This is a genomic window from Phaeobacter sp. LSS9 (genome assembly GCF_003443595.1).
GTDB classification, from domain to species: Bacteria; Pseudomonadota; Alphaproteobacteria; order Rhodobacterales; family Rhodobacteraceae; genus Phaeobacter; species Phaeobacter piscinae.
The window spans coordinates 2,953,469-2,969,239 of sequence record NZ_CP031956.1 but is presented as its reverse complement, the minus strand read 5'-3'; the positions used below and the strand labels follow the sequence as shown (position 1 = coordinate 2,969,239).

The following is a 15,771-nucleotide window of genomic DNA, read 5'->3' as shown; positions in this document are numbered from 1 at the left end:
CCGCGCTTGAACCCATGTTTTTGCGCCTGTTCAGGCCTCTTGGTCAGCGCCATGTCTTCTTGCGCTTCCAGCGTTTTTCACTGCGTTGGCCCGCCTCCTGATGGCCCAGATAAAAGGATTTGATATCCTCGCTTTCCATCAGCCGGTCGGCGCTGCCGTCCATGACAATGCGCCCGATTTCCATGACATAACCGACATGAGCCAGTTCAAGCGCGATACGCGCGTTCTGTTCCACCAACATCATGGTCACCCCCTCATCACGGTTCAGCCGTTTGAGGATGCCAAAAATTTCCTGCACCAGTAGCGGCGACAGCCCCAGGCTTGGCTCATCCAGAAGCATGATCCGCGGGCGCAGCATAAGGCCGCGACCAATCGCCAGCATCTGCTGCTGACCGCCGGACAACGTCCCGGCCTCCTGGTGGCGCCGCTCTGCCAGAATGGGAAAATAGTCAAACACCATCTGGCGATCACGCTCGATCTCCGCTTGATCCCGGCGGGTGTAGGCGCCCAGTGTCAGGTTTTCCTCAACAGTCAACAGGGGGAAAACCTCCCGTCCCTCCGGCACATGCACGATGCCGCGCCGGACAATGCGGTGTGGCTCCTCGCCTTGGATCTCTTCACCATCAAAGCTGACACAGCCCTTTTCAGGATCCATGATCCCAGAAATTGTCTTTAGCAGCGTCGATTTCCCAGCCCCATTTGCTCCCAGAACAGTAACGATCTGACCAGCCTCCACCGACAGGGAGACACCGCGAATGGCCATGATGGGGCCGTAGAAACTCTCCAGATTGCGGATGTCCAACAAGGCTGCACCCATCACACCGCCCCCGCGCCCAGATAGGCCTCAATCACCGCAGGATTGGCCTGAACCTCAGCCGGGGTTCCTTCCGCCAATTTGGCGCCATCCGCCAGCGCCAGCACCCGGTCCGATACGCTGGAGACCAGCCCCATGTCGTGCTCCACCATAAGCACGGTGATCCCCATCTGCTTGCGAATATCATCAATCCACCAGCGCATATCCTGTGTCTCTTCAACCGACAGGCCGGAGGCGGGCTCATCCAAGAGCAAAAGCCGTGGGCCGGACGCCAGCGCGCGGCCCAGTTCAACCACCTTGCGCACCCCATAGGGCAACCCGGCGATCATCTTGTCGCGGTAGGCCTGCAGGTCGAGGAAGTCGATCACCTCCTCCACCGCGGCCCGGTGGCGGCGCTCTTCGCGCCGGACGCGCGGAGAAAAGAACAGCTCTTCCATCAGCGTGCTACGCCGGTGGCGATGCCGCCCGACCAGCAGGTTCTGCAACACGGTCGCATGGTCGAACAGCTCGATATTCTGGAACGTGCGCGCAATGCCCAAGTCGGCCACCGCATCGGCTTTGGACTGCAGCAGGTCCTGCCCGTCAAAACTCAGACGGCCCGAATGCGGTTGGTAAAACCGGGAAATCAGGTTGAAAACCGTCGACTTACCCGCGCCGTTGGGGCCGACAATGGCATAGACCTCCCCCTCCTCCACCGAGAAGCTGAGATCGTTCACCGCCACCACGCCGCCAAATTTCAGCGTTGCATGTTCAATCTCCAACAGGCTCATCTGAGGCGCTCCGTCTTGAGATAGGATTTCTGGCGGCGGAACATGTCCTTGCGAGCAAAGGGGAACAGCTCAAACCAGATGCGGATCTTCAGCCAGCGCCCATAGAGGCCCATTGGTTCAAACAGGATGAACAGGATCAGGATCATCCCGAAGACGCCGGTTTCCAGCCCCGGAATGGCAACACCACTGCCCAGAACGCTGTCTTTGAGGATCGACAGCCCCTGCGGCAGGAACGCAACCACCACCGCGCCAAAGAACGCGCCATGGATGGATCCAAGCCCCCCGATGACGATCATCATCAACAAGGTGATGGAGATCACCAGGGAAAATGTCTCGTTGTTGAAAGCGCCCGCGTAATAGCCCATCAACGCCCCGGCCCACCCGGTGATCATGCAGCTCAGCCCGAAAGCGGTCGCCTTGGTGCGGGCGATATGAACCCCCATCGCGGTGGCGCTGACCTCACTGTCGCGCACTGCGGCAAAGGCCCGGCCAAGCGGTGAGCGCAGCAGGTTTCGATAAAACAACGTGCAGATTACCGTGACACCGAGCACAAGATAGTAGAACCGGACCGGCATCGTCCAACGCTCGATCTCAATACCGAAGAGGCGGATCACATCAGGGAACTTGCCCGAGACACCACCGGTCCAGGGTTCCAGCAAAACGATGATATCATCGGCAAGGATCGACAGGGCAATCGTCGCGATAGCAAGGTAGATCCCGTGCAGACGCAGCGCCGGAATGGCGATGATGCCCCCGACGATCCCGGTAATCACCCCAGCCAGCGGAAACGCCACCACAAATGGCAGCCCTTGTTCGATCAGGATTGTATTGGCATAGCAGCCAATTGCCAGAAACGCGGCGTGGCCAAGGCTGGCCTGACCGGTCTGACCGGTCAGCAACATCAGCCCCAGTCCGGCGATCGCCCAGATCAGAACATTTGTGACTTCGCCAATGTAGAACTCATTGATCAGCAGCGGCAGCGCCAGTGCCAATGCGATCAATGCGCCATAAACGATGAGGCTGTGACGGTCGGGAAACAGGCGGATATCGTGGTCGTAGCTGGTTTTGAACTGGATCCGCATGGCTTCAGACCTTCTTTGTGCGGACTTGGCTGAACAGGCCATGTGGGCGGAACACCAGCACGGCGAGCAACAGCACGTAGGGGGCAATCTGGGAATACCCAGCCGCGAGGTATCGCGCGGCAAAGGGTTCAATGACACCCACGATCAACCCGCCTGCCAAGGCACCGGGCAGCGAGCCGAAACCGCCGATGACCGCTGCAGCAAAGGCCTTGATCCCAAGTAGCCCCGCATTCGGATCAATCGCCCCTTTGGAGGCAAAGAGAATGCCCGCAACCGCTGCGGTTGCCCCCGAGAGCCCCCAGATCAGCCCCTGCACCCGTTTGACAGGAATGCCCATGAAATACGCCGCCATCTGGTTCTGACTGGCCGCCTGCATCGCCAGCCCCAGCTTGGTGCGCTGAAAGAACTGATAGAGTGACCAGGTCAGCAGCACGGTCACAATGATGATCGCCAGATCCGCCAAGCCCAGAACAACCCCTGCGAGTTGCACATCACCTAGGGCAAGCGGGCTCTCTAGCGTTTGCGGTTCATGCCCCCAGATGGCACCCGCGAAAAACCGGATGACAAAGCCGAGCGCGATGGTCAGGATGACCACCGCCGTCTGGTTCTGGCCGAAGAGATGGCGCAGGATCACCAGATCCAGCAGATACCCGAGCCCGCCCATGATCGCGATCGACAAGGGCGCGGCCAACCAAAACGGCAGATGCAGATATTCGGCGCTGGTCAGCCCCAGCGTGACAAAGGCGCCGAGCATCATGAAATCGCCCTGCGCGAAATTGACCGCTTCGGTCGCCTTGTAGATCAGCACAAAGCCAAGCGCAATCAGGCCGTAAACACAGCCGTTCGCAAGCCCGCTGACCAGCAGCTGCACTCCGTCCAAAATGTCCTCCCCTGCCCGTTCAGGGCGGTTTTCGCGTATTTTTGCACGATGCAGGCCTCCTCAAGCCTGCTCGTTACCGCGATTAAACCCAGAGTAGAGAGATACATTTTCACCTGTCAATCCACGCGACCCTGCGTCAGGGCCAGAAAAACAGGCTATCAGATTCGCAGAAAGCACCTAACATTCGCGTCGGATCAACCGGCCACAGCATCACCAAAATAGGTCGTGTCGTCGCGGTCAGCTGCAGACGTTTTTCAGTGCAGCGCAGAATCTAGCAGCGGCTGGGGACAGGCGATGTTCACTACGCAGGCACAGCCCCACTGGCCCACGGGTGCTGTCCGTATCCAAGGGCAGTGCCACCAGAACGCCGCTGGCAAGATCGGACCTCACAACGCCGTGGCTGATCACCCAGATGGCCTGATGGGCCAACGCGAATTGGCGACCAAACGTCGACGACACCGTCTCGATAGGCGCATCGGGCATCGGGATGCCCTGCTCCAGGAACATCCGCTCAACTGAGGAACGTATGATCGACGCAGGCGGCGGCATCAGCACCGGGTATTTGCCGAACAGGGCATCCGGCAGATGTGCAGCATCCAACCTTGTCAGCGGGTGGTCCGGCGCCACAACCACCGTGACCCGCTCGCGAAACAGCGGATCGAAATCCAAGCCGACCATGTTTTCAGGCGCAGGCAAACGCCCCACCACGACGTCCAGCTCTCCGCGTCGCAACAGATCGAGGAGATATTGATTGTCACCTGACATCACCGAAAACCGGTTGCGCCCGCCTTGCTCCCAGATACTGGCCAGCGCGTCTGGCACCACTGTGGCCGATACCGTTGGCAAAGCCCCAATGGTAACTTTCGATCCTTCCGCCGCATCCAGCCCGCGCAGCAGATCAACACCATCACGCGTCAGTGCCAAGCTGCGTCCGGCATAGTCCCGAAACATCTCACCATAGGCAGACAGACGAATACCGCGTCCATGCTTCTCCACCAACGGCTTCTCACAGACCGCTTCCAGCTCACGCAGAGCGCGCGTCACCGCCGGTTGGGTCATACCCAACCGCTCCGCAGCCTGGGTGACGCTCATCTTTCGCGCAACCTCAACGAAGACCTCCAGATGGCGGAGTTTCAACTGAGACGAAAGACGCATATCATTTTCGACATAAAACTATCCATATTGCAGGATTATACAGACCAATTACGATATGAGATAACACATAGCGAATGGAGAAGCAGATGCGCAAGCCACAGTATGACGCAGGTCAGAACATTCGCCGAGAGGTCTTGGGAGCCGCCCATGTCACCAACGCAGATGCGGCCACAACCCCGTTGGACGCGCCGTTTCAGCAGCTGATTACCGAAGCCGCGTGGGGCACGGTCTGGGCTTCAGATCAGATCAGCCGCCGCGAGCGGTCTATGCTGACTCTGGCGCTCTTGGCAGCGCTCGGCAATTTTGACGAGATCCCGATGCACATACGCGCAACCGCAAACACAGGGGCAACGCCCGAGGATATTGCAGAAGTTTTTCAGCATGTCGCCATTTATGCCGGGGTGCCACGCGCCAATCATGCGTTGAAGCTCGCCAAGACAACCTATGCCGAGATGGCCGCCGAAAAAGAGGCCACAGACAACCATGCAGGAGACAGCCATGACGCCCCCTGATTACTTCTCCCGCGACCGCCGCTGGCACCCGCCCGCTTTTACACCGGACTACAAAACATCGGTTAGCCGGTCACCGCGATTGCCCCTGCTCAGTCTGGAGAACACGGCGAGCGAAATCACCGGCCCGACCTTTGCGCCAACTGACATCGCAGAAGGCGATAACGATCTTCTAACCAATTTCGCGCGTGATGGCGGCAGTCCGATCGGCGAGCGGATCCTGCTGCATGGCCGGGTCTTGGACGAAAACGCACGACCTGTCCCCAACACGTTGGTCGAAATCTGGCAGGCCAATGCCTCCGGCCGGTACCGGCACAAGAAAGACGGCTATTTGGGCGCGTTAGATCCGAATTTCGGCGGCTGCGGCCGGGTGCTGACAGATGACAATGGCGCCTATGCCTTTCGCACGGTGAAACCGGGAGCCTATCCCTGGCGCAACGGTATCAACGACTGGCGTCCTGCGCATATCCACGTTTCGGTCTTCGGCAGCGCCTTTGCCCAGCGCCTGATCACCCAGCTTTACTTCGAAGGCGACCCGCTGATTGCCCGCTGCCCCATTGTCAGCACCATCCCGGATCCAGTCGCCGTACAGCAGTTGATCGCGCGGCTCGATATGAATGAAACCCGCCCACTGGATATGATCGCTTATCGGTTCGACATCGTTCTGCGCGGACGTCGGTCGACGATGTTCGAGAACCGAATGGAGGGGAACTGATGACGTCGCTGAAGGAAACACCCTCACAAACTGCAGGGCCTTATGTCCATATCGGTCTGGCTCCCGGCGCTGCCGGGTTTGACATCTACGAGACCGAGCTGGGGCAGGATATCGCGGGCCCAGAGGCCAAGGGCCAGCGCATCCGCATCGAAGGCCAGGTTCTGGATGGCACTGGCGCCCCGCTGAAGGATGTGTTGCTCGAGGTCTGGCAGGCCAACGCCAAGGGGATATATGCGCACCGGGAGACGCCCCAACCGGAAGGGAAGCCGCAACAGGTCGAGGCCGGGTTCCGGGGCTGGGGGCGCGTGATTTCAGATTTTGATACCGGCGACTGGCAGTTTGAAACCGTGAAACCCGGTCCGGTTCACGGCCGCGGCGGCCAAATGATGGCGCCCCATATCAACATCTGGATTGTGGCGCGCGGCATCAACGTTGGTCTGAATACCCGGCTCTACTTCGAGGAAGAGCATGAAGCGAACGGTAACGACCCTGTGCTGAAGCTGATCGAGCAGACCGCTCGACGCAGCACTCTCCTCGCCCGGAGGCAGATGCAAGCAGACACGGGCACCGCCGAAACGCCTTTAGTCTATCGCTTCGACATTCATCTACAGGGACCGGATGAAACCGTGTTCTTTGATATCTGAGGAGGCTGATCATGAACAATCCTTGCATCATCTGCGTCGCCATTACCGGCTCTGTTCCGCGCAAAGCTCATAATCCGGCCGTACCAATCAGCATTGAAGAGCAGATCGAAAGCACCCACGAGGCCTACGAAGCCGGTGCCAGCATCGCGCATTGCCATGTCCGGCTTGAGGATGAGACGCCGACCTCGGATCCCGACCGCTTCGCCCGGCTCATGGGCGGGATCCGTCATCACTGCCCTGATATGATCATCCAGCTGTCGACTGGCGGGCGGTCAGGGGCCGGGCGCGAACGCGGCGGCATGTTGTCGCTGCGACCGGATATGGCCTCGCTCTCTGTCGGCTCCAACAACTTCCCGACCCGCGTCTATGAGAACCCACCGGATCTGGTGGACTGGCTGGCGGCACAGATGCTGGCGTATGACGTCAAACCGGAGATTGAGGCCTTTGACCTCTCACACATTCACCAGGCAGTGGCGATGTCACGGGACGGTCGACTGAAGGCCCCGCTTTATGTGCAGTTCGTACTGGGTGTCAAAAACGCGATGCCGGTGGACCGCGACGTCTTCGATTATTACGTGAAGACCATACAGCGGCTTGCTCCGGACGCGCAGTGGTGCGCCGCTGGGATTGGTGCCGGTCAGCTGGACGTCAACGAATGGGCCATCGCAGCGGGTGGTCACACACGCACCGGGCTGGAGGACAATCTGCGGCTGGACCGCCATACGCTTGCGCCCTCCAACGCCGCATTGGTGCGCCGCGCCGCAGATCTATGTGATCGCTACAACCGCCCTGTGGCAACATGCGCCGAAGCCCGTGCCATTTTAGGTCTGCGCGCTGCCAACTGCTGAGACCCTTCGTGCACAACCTCTTGGGCCGGGGTTGTCGCAGGCCCTCCGCTCGCCCCTCTTTCGGCTGTTTTATGCTGAGGATTGCGGACGCGGCGTCAGGCGGCTCTCCCCTCTTGTTTGCGCGGATAGCGCACCTTATCTCGTTGATGCGCGCGACGCATTCGCAGCAAGAGCCGCTCCTCCCTCGGCTGCTGTTGCCCCACTGCCTGACCCTCCCGAGTTGCATAGGGCCTCGAATGCGCCGCGCGTCACCTCACATCGCAAACATCGCCTGATCTGATTGAACCACCCGATTACTCACCCGTTTCAGGCGGCTGTGACAGATCACGCAGAATGGGGCAGTCAGGCCGATTGTCACCTGCGCAACAGGTCACCAGCTCCGACAGCGTATCCCGCATCGCTTCAAGATCGGCGATCTTGATATTGATCCTATCGAGATGCTCCTGAGCCAATTGTTTCACATCGGCACTGGCCCGACTCTCATCCTCATAAAGCGCAAGCAGAGTCCGGCAATCTTCGATGGTAAAGCCAAGCGCGCGGGCGCGGCCCAGAAACGCCAGCTTGTGCAGGTCGGTCTCCGCAAAACAACGATAGCCATTATCACTGCGCCGCGGTTTGATCAGACCAATGTCTTCGTAGTAGCGAATGGTCTTGGCCGGCAGGCCAGAGCGGCTGGCCACATCACCAATGTTCATGGTCGCACCTCTTTCATCTGCTGCGCGGGTGTTGGATCCGCCGGTGTCTCTGACTGATCTATGTCCGACCGCAGCCCACGCAAGCGCAGCGCGTTGCTGAGCACAAACACGCTGGACAGCGCCATCGCACCGGCTGCCAGCCCTGGTGACAAAAGCGGCCCGCCAAAGGGTACAAGCACGCCCGCAGCCACAGGCACCAGCAGAATATTGTAACCAAAGGCCCACCCCAAATTCTGCCGGATATTGCGCAACGTCGCCCGGCTGATCTTAATTGCGTTGACCGCCCCGCGCAGGTCACCAGAGACCAGGACGATATCAGCTGTCTCAATCGCCACATCGGTACCGGTGCCGATTGCAATCCCGACGTCTGCCGCCGCGAGGGCCGGGGCGTCATTGATCCCGTCACCAACGAAGGCAAGGGCCCCGTGTTGCTTCTGCAGCGCCTCCAGTGCGCTCACCTTGTCACCGGGCAGACAGTTCGCTTCAACGATCTCAATCCCCAGATCATCAGCGATAGACTGCGCCGTGACCGCCCCATCGCCGGTCAGCATCGCAACCTTCAGCCCCTGCGCGGCCATGGCTTTCACAGCGGCACGGCTGCCCTCTTTGACGGGATCGGTTACGGCCACCAACCCGGCCAGGCGCCCATCAACTGCCGCATATAGCGTGGTTGCACCGCGCGCGGCGAGACTCTCAGCCTCCACCTCAAATGGCGCACAGGAAATCCCCTCACGCGTCATCAGTCGCGCAGCCCCGATAAGAACCAGCTGGCCCGCTACAGTCGCCCGCAAACCATATCCTGGGATGGCCTCGACCTCTGTCGCCTGCGGGATATCCGCCCCCGCTGCCGCTGTTATGGCCCGTGCGATCGGATGTTCCGACTGGGCCTCCGCCGCCGCCAGCAGCGGCAGCAGCCCGGCCCTGTCAAACCCGTCGGCACAGCGCAGCATGGTCAGTGTCGGGCGGCCTTCCGTCAGGGTGCCTGTCTTATCCAAAGCAACCACGCGCGTATCCTGCAGCCGTTGCAGAGCATCTCCCTTGCGAAACAGCACGCCCATCTGCGCCGCACGTCCAATCCCAACCATGATTGACGTTGGCGTCGCCAGCCCCATTGCACAGGGGCAGGCGATGATCAGCACAGACACCCCCGCAACCAGCGCCAAGGGCAGGGCCGGGTCCGGGCCGAACAGCAGCCAGACAGCGACCGTCAGCGCCGCAATCACGATCACCGCCGGGACAAACCACAGTGTCACACGATCCACCAGCGCCTGCACCGGCAGTTTGGCACCCTGCGCCTGCTCCACCATGCGCACGATCTGCGCCAGCAGCGTATCGGCGCCGACATGGGTGGCGCGATAGTCCAAAACCGCAGCCCCATTGATGGTGCCCGCCGTCAGCACATCGCCATCCGCTTTCTCCAAGGGAACCGGTTCTCCCGTGATCATGCTCTCATCAACAAAGGAGCGTCCGGTCAAAACCGTGCCATCCACGGCAATCCGCTCACCCGGTCGCGCCCGCAGATGATCGCCGACGCGCAGCTCCGAGACCGGACGCTCCTCCGCCTTGGTGCCCGTAACAAGCAACGCGACCTTGGGCTGCAGCCCGACCAAAGCACGGATCGCAGCGCCGGTGCGCCCCTTCGCGCGGGCCTCCAGCCAGCGCCCGAGCAGGATCAGGGTGACGATCACCGCTGCCGCCTCGTAGTAGACATTGGCGGTTCCCGCAGGCAACAGGCCCGGGGCAAAGGTTGCCACCACCGAATACCCATAAGCAGCCGCGGTCCCGATCGCCACCAGCGCATTCATATCCGGCGCAGCGCGCAGCAGCGCAGGCACCCCCTGGCGGTAGAACCGCAGACCGGGACCAAACAACACCAGTGTTGTCAGCAGAAATTGCAGAATATGGCTGTTTCCGGTGCCAATGCTGCGCGCAACCCAATGGTGCAGCGCAGGGATCATATGGCCACCCATCTCAATCAAGAAGACCGGTAGCGTCAGGGCCGCGGCGATAAGGAATTCCCAGCCAAGACGCTGAATTTCCGCTTCCTTTTCAACCTTCAGGCTATCGGCGTCACTTTGCGTGTTCCCGATAGGGGTCGCGGGATAACCTGCGTGCTTGCTGGCCTTCAGCAGATCCTCCGCAGTCAGCACCCCGGCCAGATAGGTCACATGGGCCTGCTCCTGTGCAAGGTTCACGTCTGCCGAAACCACCCCGTCGACCTTTTGCAGAGCGCGTTCGACGCGACCAACGCAGCTTGCGCAGGTGAGACCGCTGACCTGCAACTCAATCGTCGCTTCTGCCGCCGGGTATCCGGCCGTTTTCAAGGCTCCGCGCAGACCCTCCGCCGATACCTCGGACGAACCAACAACGCGCGCCTTGCTGGTTGCCAGATTGACGGACGCGTCCTTCACCCCTGGCACCGCAGCCAACGCCCGCTCTGCCCGGCCAACACAGCCCGCACAGCTCAGGCCGGTCACCTCAATAGTCCGCTCCCTGACATGTGATTCTTCCATGGCTGACACCTTCCAGACATTGTCATTAAGACCATATCTTTGCTGATATGGGGCTTCCAGTCACAGGAATGTCAAGAGCCTATCCGCATGAAATTCAAACCTTCGACATCGAAGCCCCCCCTGAGCGCCAACTGCCTTAGGGATGACGGGAACGGATGTCCCGCTGTCGCATTTTTTCAGGGCGCGGTCGATCAGCATCGTTAGACTGGCGACAGCAAGAAATGCACATCCCGCGGCGGCGGGTGGTTTACGCCCCCCCAACGGGTCTGCCAATATGCGGCTCAGCGCAATTGGCGCCTGCCGTCACAGACAGAACAAAGGAATTTCACCATGATACGCACTCGCGCCGCTGTGGCCGTTGCCCCGGGCAAACCGCTGGAGATTATGGAGGTGAACCTCGAAGGCCCGAAAAAGGGCGAGGTGCTGGTCGAAATCAAGGCAACTGGCCTTTGCCACACGGATGAGTTCACCCGCTCCGGTGATGATCCCGAGGGGATCTTTCCGGCAATTCTGGGCCATGAGGGTGCCGGCGTCGTGGTCGAAGTTGGCGAAGGCGTGACCAGCCTGGAAGTGGGCGACCATGTGATCCCGCTTTACACGCCGGAATGCCGCGAATGCGAATACTGCCTCAACCCCAAGACCAACCTGTGTCAGGCGATCCGCTCAACGCAAGGACAAGGCCTGCTGCCCGACGGCTCCACACGGTTCTCGATGCTGGATGGCACGCCGATCTACCACTACATGGGGTGCTCCACCTTCGCCAACCACACCGTGGTGCCCGAAATCGCCCTGGCCAAGATCCGCAAAGACGCCCCTTTCGACAAGGTCTGCTACATCGGTTGCGGTGTCACAACGGGTATCGGCGCGGTGATCAACACCGCCAAGGTAGAAATCGGCTCACGCGCGATTGTCTTTGGTCTCGGCGGGATTGGCCTCAACGTGATTCAGGGCCTGCGCCTGGCCGGTGCGGATCAGATCGTCGGTGTGGACCTCAACCCCGGCAAAGTCGAGATGGCCACGCAGTTTGGCATGACCGATTTTGTGAACCCGGCTGAGGTTGACGGCGATCTGGTCGCTCATCTCGTGGAGCTGACCAAAGGTGGCGCAGATTACACCTTTGATGCCACAGGCAATGTACAGGTGATGCGGACCGCGCTTGAGGCCGCGCATAAGGGCTGGGGCGAGAGCATCATTATCGGCGTTGCACCGGCAGGTGCCGAAATCTCCACCCGTCCGTTCCAGCTGGTCACCGGCCGCAGCTGGCGCGGCACCGCCTTCGGCGGCGCGGCCGGGCGGACGGATGTGCCCAAGATTGTGGACTGGTATATGGACGGCAAGATCGAAATCGACCCGATGATTACCCACAAGCTGTCTCTTGATGAAATCAACCACGGATTCGACCTGATGCATGAAGGCAAATCGATCCGCGCCGTCGTCGAATTCTGATCCTGCATCGTAAATAAGACACGACAGACAAGACCATGACGCAGGCCACCCGGCCTGCGTTTTCATTTAGGCTGCGCATCCGCCGAATCCGGATCAGACCTGCCGACAGGGCTGGCGGCAAGGTTCAACCACAGGCATAATCAACCTCACATGCTCCGCTTTGGCCGAGGAACCGGATTGAAACTGCACGCTATTGATATCTCCAAGAGTGAGTCTGCCGCGACGATCATTTTTCGCGCCCTGCAGAAGGCGATCATCACCGGCGAGCTCTCTGACGGCACGCCCCTGCGACAGGATGAAATCGCCAAGGCCTTTCGCACCTCGCGCTTTCCCGTACGCGAAGCCATCGCCCGTTTGGAACAACAGGGGTTGGTCACCTCCCAGCGCTACAAAGGAGCGGTGGTCGCGACCCTGTCGATGCAGGATGCCTCCGAGATTTTTAAACTGCGCGCGAAACTTGAAGCCGATATTATCCGCGCCGCGGTTGCCAATATGACGCAAGAGATCACGGATCAGGCCCATGCGCATCTGGATGCCTTTGCGGCCTGCAATGATCCGATGCAATGGGGACCGCTGAACCGGCAATTCCACGGCACGCTCTACAGCGTCAGCGGCCTGCCCTACCATGTCGAAGTCGTCGAGGGCGCGATGGATCGTATTGACCGCTACCTGCGGGCGCAATTGATCATGAGCGACGGCATGGCCCGCAGCGACCAGGAACATCGCGCTATTATCCGCGCCTGCGAGGAGCGCGATGCTGAACAGGCCGCCCGGCTCACGGCAGAACATATACTGACGGCCAAAATCTCACTTGAGGAGCAATTGCGGGCTCAGATCCCCTGATCCAGCCTCATTCCCCTGCATCGACTGCCGCAAGACTGACATCGTATCCCCATAGCCTGCGCAGATGCTTCAGCACCTCGTCGCGGTCCTCCTCCGACAGGTGGATTCCGTCCCGCACAGTATGGGTCAGTTTCAGCTCGCGGTCCCCCTTCAGATCGGCGTCCGTGACCTGAATATCAGGCTCTAAATAGGCCAGATCGTAAGAGTGCGCGAGATCCCGGCGCACGGAGCGATAGCCGGTTCGGTTGTGAATCTGGCTCACCACCAGATGTGATTGATCCGCATCATCCGCGAGTGTGAACAGCTTGAACTTGCGAATGAGATGCGGCGACAGAAACTGCTGGATGAAGCTTTCATCCCGGTAGTTGGCCCAAGCGTCCCGCATCACCCGCCGCCAATCCGGATCACCTGCAAAATCAGGGAACCACTCCCGGTCCTCGTCGGTCGGCGCCTCGCAGATCCGCCGGATATCCTGCATCATCGCAAAGCCGAGCGCGTAGGGATTGATGCCCGAGTAACGCGGGTCGTCATACTCCGGCTGAAGCACCACATTGGTGTGGCTGTGCATCATTTCCATATAGGAGCCTTCGGTCAGGCGCCCCTGCTCAAACAGCTTGTTGATGATGTAATAATGCACAAAGGTCGCGCAGCCCTCATTCATGACCTTGGTCTGCTTCTGCGGATAAAGATACTGTGCCAGCATCCGCACAATGCGCAGGATCTCGCATTGCCAAGGCTCCAGCACCGGACTGTGCTTTTCCAGAAAATACAGCAGGTTCTCCTGCGGCAGATTCATCAGCTTGCGGCGGGCACTGTAGGGTTCATCCTTGATCTGTTCCAGCTTGTCCCGGCCCAGCGTCGCATCGGTCCAGATATCCAATACGCTCTGCGCGCTCTCATGGCCCTCCCGCACCTTCTGCATCGCGGCCAATTCTTCGGTGGTTGGTTTGGGCGGGCGCCCGTAGCGAAACACCCCCTGCGACTGCAATGCATGGGCCGCATCAAGGATTTCCTCAACCGCGCTGAGGCCATAGCGTTCCTCGCAGGCCGAGATGTAATTCTTGGCGAAGGCCAGGTAATCATGGATACCAGCCGCATCGGTCCATTGCTGGAACAGATAATTGTTCTTGAAGAAATGATTGTGCCCAAAGGCCGCATGCGCCATGACCAGCGTCTGCATGGCCATGGTGTTCTCTTCCATATTGTAGCTGATACAGGGGTTTGAGTTGATGACAATCTCGTAGGCGAGCCCCTGCCGTCCGGTCCGGTAAAGCGTCTCATCACGGGCAAAATGCTTCCCAAATGACCAGTGCTGATACATCAGGGGAAGGCCGACGCAGGAATAGGCATCCAGCATCTGTTCGGCCGAGATGATCTCGATCTGGTTTGGATAGACGTCCAGCCCCAGATCATTGAGCGCGATTTCCTCAATCGCATCGCGCGCGACTTCCAACAATTCAAAGGTCCATTCCGGCCCTGTGAACATCGGTTTCGCGACAGTGTCACCCGCCTGCATTCTGCGCCCCTTTTGCCTTGGGAAGGAAGAATTCCCGGAAAATCGGATAGATATGCGATGGCTGCGACACGCGCTGCATCTCAAAATGTGGAGCCTGTGCCTTCACCTGCCGGTAGTTCTGCCACAAATCCTCGCCCGCCTCGGGGTTGTTCAACAGCATCTCGGCGTTTTCATCGACGATTTCGACGTACGCGTAGTACTGGCAAACCGGCAGCAGATCCTCCAGCAGCAGCGCCTTGCAGCGCGCCGAGTCATTGCCGAAGTTTTCCCCGTCAGACGCCTGCGCGCCATAGATGTTCCATTCATCCGGCGGATACCGCTCAGCGACGATCTCCTTCATTTTTTCCAGCGCGGTCGAGACAATGGTGCCACCGGTTTCGCGCGCATAGAAAAACGTCTCCTCATCGACCTCCTGCGCGTGATGGGTATGGCGCACAAACACCAGTTCGGTGTGTTCATAGCTGCGCGTCAAAAACAGATGCAGCAGCAGGAAGAAGCGTTTCGCCAGATCCTTCTCCCGCTCCTGCATGGAACCCGACACATCCATAAGGCAGAAGACGACCGCACGCGAATTGCGGATTTTCTCTGGTACATGCGTATCATACCGCAGATCCAGCGGATCAATGTAACCAACCACCCGACGTTTGCGCTCCAACACCTCCAGCCGGTGGCGCAAATCCTCGAGATGGATCTGCTGTTTTTCGCTACGTTCCGGCAGCGACTCCAGCTCTTCAATCTCGGCCTGTAGCTCGGCAATGGATCTGGCGGAGGGGCGCTGCAACGCGATCCGGCGCCCCAAGGAATTGCGCATGGTCCGCACAAGGTTGAGGTTATTCGGCGTGCCCGCCGTGGTCAGACCGGCGCGGCGTGTTCCGATGGTTTCGGTCTCTACAGTGGCCTTTTCGACCAGATCCGGCAGCTCCAGCCCATCGAACAGAATTTCAAGATATTCGTCCCGCGTCAGGGTAAAGGAGAATTCATCCGCACCATCACCATCCTCGGAGGCCTGTTTGCCGCCCTCACCCGCGCCACCCTGGGGTCGTTTCAGCGTATCGCCAACCACGAATTCCTTGTTGCCCGGCAGCACATGGCGCCGTCGCCCCCCCTTGGAGGAATGGTGAAACCGGGGTTCCTTCAACCCACGGGAAGGAATGGTGACCTTCTCGCCTTCGGCCGGGATGCCACCACCATCCTTGATCGACTTATCTCGGACCGATCTGTCGACACGTTCCTTGATACTTTCGCGGGCACGTTCAAGGAACCGTTGCCGGTTCCCCAAACTCTTGCCCTTGGGATTGGCGCGCCTGTCGATAAAATGATGCATCTGGCACCCACCCTTTT

The 15,771-nt window shown here is 59.8% G+C and carries 15 protein-coding genes; 6 read left to right on the top strand and 9 right to left on the bottom strand.

What is annotated here, in order from left to right; genetic code table 11:
* Window positions 1-43 precede the first annotated feature (43 nt).
* The 5 genes from D1820_RS14160 to pcaQ all read right to left on the bottom strand — a co-directional run bounded on the left by D1820_RS14160 (window position 44) and on the right by pcaQ (window position 4,701).
* Window positions 44-817, bottom strand: coding sequence for an ABC transporter ATP-binding protein (locus D1820_RS14160; protein ID WP_118069493.1), 774 nt, complete (start codon window positions 815-817; stop codon window positions 44-46).
* Window positions 817-1,584, bottom strand: a complete 768-nt coding sequence (locus D1820_RS14155) for an ABC transporter ATP-binding protein (protein WP_040171430.1) — start codon at window positions 1,582-1,584, stop codon at window positions 817-819. Before D1820_RS14155 ends, D1820_RS14160 begins: the two co-directional genes overlap by 1 nt.
* Window positions 1,581-2,666 carry a branched-chain amino acid ABC transporter permease gene (locus tag D1820_RS14150; protein ID WP_040171431.1) on the bottom strand — a complete coding sequence of 362 codons (1,086 nt, stop codon included), beginning with the start codon at window positions 2,664-2,666 and terminating at the stop codon, window positions 1,581-1,583. Before D1820_RS14150 ends, D1820_RS14155 begins: the two co-directional genes overlap by 4 nt.
* A 4-nt stretch (window positions 2,667-2,670) precedes the next feature.
* A complete protein-coding gene (locus D1820_RS14145; RefSeq protein ID WP_118069492.1) occupies window positions 2,671-3,546 on the bottom strand; it encodes a branched-chain amino acid ABC transporter permease in 876 nt (291 codons plus the stop codon).
* Window positions 3,547-3,783: 237 nt separating this feature from the next.
* Window positions 3,784-4,701, bottom strand: coding sequence for a pca operon transcription factor PcaQ (gene pcaQ / locus D1820_RS14140; protein ID WP_040180694.1), 918 nt, complete (start codon window positions 4,699-4,701; stop codon window positions 3,784-3,786).
* Window positions 4,702-4,787: 86 nt separating this feature from the next.
* Between pcaQ and pcaC the strand changes: the two genes are divergently transcribed.
* The 4 genes from pcaC to D1820_RS14120 are packed head-to-tail and all read left to right on the top strand — an operon-like array spanning window position 4,788 to window position 7,417.
* Window positions 4,788-5,213 (top strand): 4-carboxymuconolactone decarboxylase, encoded by a 426-nt coding sequence (pcaC, locus tag D1820_RS14135; RefSeq protein ID WP_102898279.1) that lies wholly within the window; start codon window positions 4,788-4,790, stop codon window positions 5,211-5,213.
* A complete protein-coding gene (gene pcaH / locus D1820_RS14130; RefSeq protein WP_040171437.1) occupies window positions 5,200-5,925 on the top strand; it encodes a protocatechuate 3,4-dioxygenase subunit beta in 726 nt (241 codons plus the stop codon). The genes pcaC and pcaH overlap by 14 nt, the downstream gene beginning before the upstream one ends.
* Window positions 5,925-6,569 (top strand): protocatechuate 3,4-dioxygenase subunit alpha, encoded by a 645-nt coding sequence (gene pcaG / locus D1820_RS14125; RefSeq protein WP_118069491.1) that lies wholly within the window; start codon window positions 5,925-5,927, stop codon window positions 6,567-6,569. The genes pcaH and pcaG overlap by 1 nt, the downstream gene beginning before the upstream one ends.
* 11 nt (window positions 6,570-6,580) lie before the next feature.
* Window positions 6,581-7,417: a 3-keto-5-aminohexanoate cleavage protein gene (locus D1820_RS14120; RefSeq protein WP_118069490.1), complete on the top strand. Its 837-nt coding sequence runs from the start codon at window positions 6,581-6,583 to the stop codon at window positions 7,415-7,417.
* A gap of 293 nt (window positions 7,418-7,710) precedes the next feature.
* Here D1820_RS14120 and cueR read toward each other — a convergent pair whose 3' ends face one another.
* The gene (gene cueR, locus D1820_RS14115; RefSeq protein WP_118069489.1) at window positions 7,711-8,112 is read right to left on the bottom strand and encodes a Cu(I)-responsive transcriptional regulator; all 402 of its coding nucleotides are present in this window, start codon (window positions 8,110-8,112) and stop codon (window positions 7,711-7,713) included.
* Window positions 8,109-10,625, bottom strand: a complete 2,517-nt coding sequence (locus D1820_RS14110) for a heavy metal translocating P-type ATPase (RefSeq protein ID WP_118069488.1) — start codon at window positions 10,623-10,625, stop codon at window positions 8,109-8,111. Before D1820_RS14110 ends, cueR begins: the two co-directional genes overlap by 4 nt.
* Window positions 10,626-10,955: 330 nt before the next feature.
* On the opposite strand from D1820_RS14110, the gene D1820_RS14105 reads away from it, so the two are divergent.
* A complete protein-coding gene (locus D1820_RS14105; protein ID WP_040171450.1) occupies window positions 10,956-12,071 on the top strand; it encodes an S-(hydroxymethyl)glutathione dehydrogenase/class III alcohol dehydrogenase in 1,116 nt (371 codons plus the stop codon).
* A gap of 177 nt (window positions 12,072-12,248) precedes the next feature.
* Window positions 12,249-12,914: a GntR family transcriptional regulator gene (locus D1820_RS14100; protein WP_118070226.1), complete on the top strand. Its 666-nt coding sequence runs from the start codon at window positions 12,249-12,251 to the stop codon at window positions 12,912-12,914.
* A gap of 7 nt (window positions 12,915-12,921) precedes the next feature.
* On the opposite strand, the gene D1820_RS14095 is transcribed toward D1820_RS14100, so the two are convergent.
* Both D1820_RS14095 and D1820_RS14090 read right to left on the bottom strand, forming a co-directional pair.
* Window positions 12,922-14,430: a SpoVR family protein gene (locus D1820_RS14095; RefSeq protein WP_118069487.1), complete on the bottom strand. Its 1,509-nt coding sequence runs from the start codon at window positions 14,428-14,430 to the stop codon at window positions 12,922-12,924.
* Entirely contained in the window at window positions 14,417-15,754 is a 1,338-nt protein-coding gene (locus tag D1820_RS14090; RefSeq protein ID WP_096870423.1) for a YeaH/YhbH family protein, read from the bottom strand. The genes D1820_RS14095 and D1820_RS14090 overlap by 14 nt, the downstream gene beginning before the upstream one ends.
* Between the last annotated feature and the right edge of the window lie 17 nt (window positions 15,755-15,771).

Coding starts and splice junctions, on each gene's coding strand:
- D1820_RS14105 (WP_040171450.1), top strand. CDS start 10,956: ATGATACGCACTCGCGCCGCTGTGGCCGTTGCCCCGGGCAAACCGCTG.
- D1820_RS14120 (WP_118069490.1), top strand. CDS start 6,581: ATGAACAATCCTTGCATCATCTGCGTCGCCATTACCGGCTCTGTTCCG.
- D1820_RS14090 (WP_096870423.1), bottom strand. CDS start 15,754: ATGCATCATTTTATCGACAGGCGCGCCAATCCCAAGGGCAAGAGTTTG.
- D1820_RS14160 (WP_118069493.1), bottom strand. CDS start 817: ATGGGTGCAGCCTTGTTGGACATCCGCAATCTGGAGAGTTTCTACGGC.
- pcaC (WP_102898279.1), top strand. CDS start 4,788: ATGCGCAAGCCACAGTATGACGCAGGTCAGAACATTCGCCGAGAGGTC.
- D1820_RS14110 (WP_118069488.1), bottom strand. CDS start 10,625: ATGGAAGAATCACATGTCAGGGAGCGGACTATTGAGGTGACCGGCCTG.
- D1820_RS14095 (WP_118069487.1), bottom strand. CDS start 14,430: ATGCAGGCGGGTGACACTGTCGCGAAACCGATGTTCACAGGGCCGGAA.
- cueR (WP_118069489.1), bottom strand. CDS start 8,112: ATGAACATTGGTGATGTGGCCAGCCGCTCTGGCCTGCCGGCCAAGACC.
- pcaG (WP_118069491.1), top strand. CDS start 5,925: ATGACGTCGCTGAAGGAAACACCCTCACAAACTGCAGGGCCTTATGTC.
- D1820_RS14155 (WP_040171430.1), bottom strand. CDS start 1,584: ATGAGCCTGTTGGAGATTGAACATGCAACGCTGAAATTTGGCGGCGTG.
- D1820_RS14150 (WP_040171431.1), bottom strand. CDS start 2,666: ATGCGGATCCAGTTCAAAACCAGCTACGACCACGATATCCGCCTGTTT.
- pcaH (WP_040171437.1), top strand. CDS start 5,200: ATGACGCCCCCTGATTACTTCTCCCGCGACCGCCGCTGGCACCCGCCC.
- pcaQ (WP_040180694.1), bottom strand. CDS start 4,701: ATGCGTCTTTCGTCTCAGTTGAAACTCCGCCATCTGGAGGTCTTCGTT.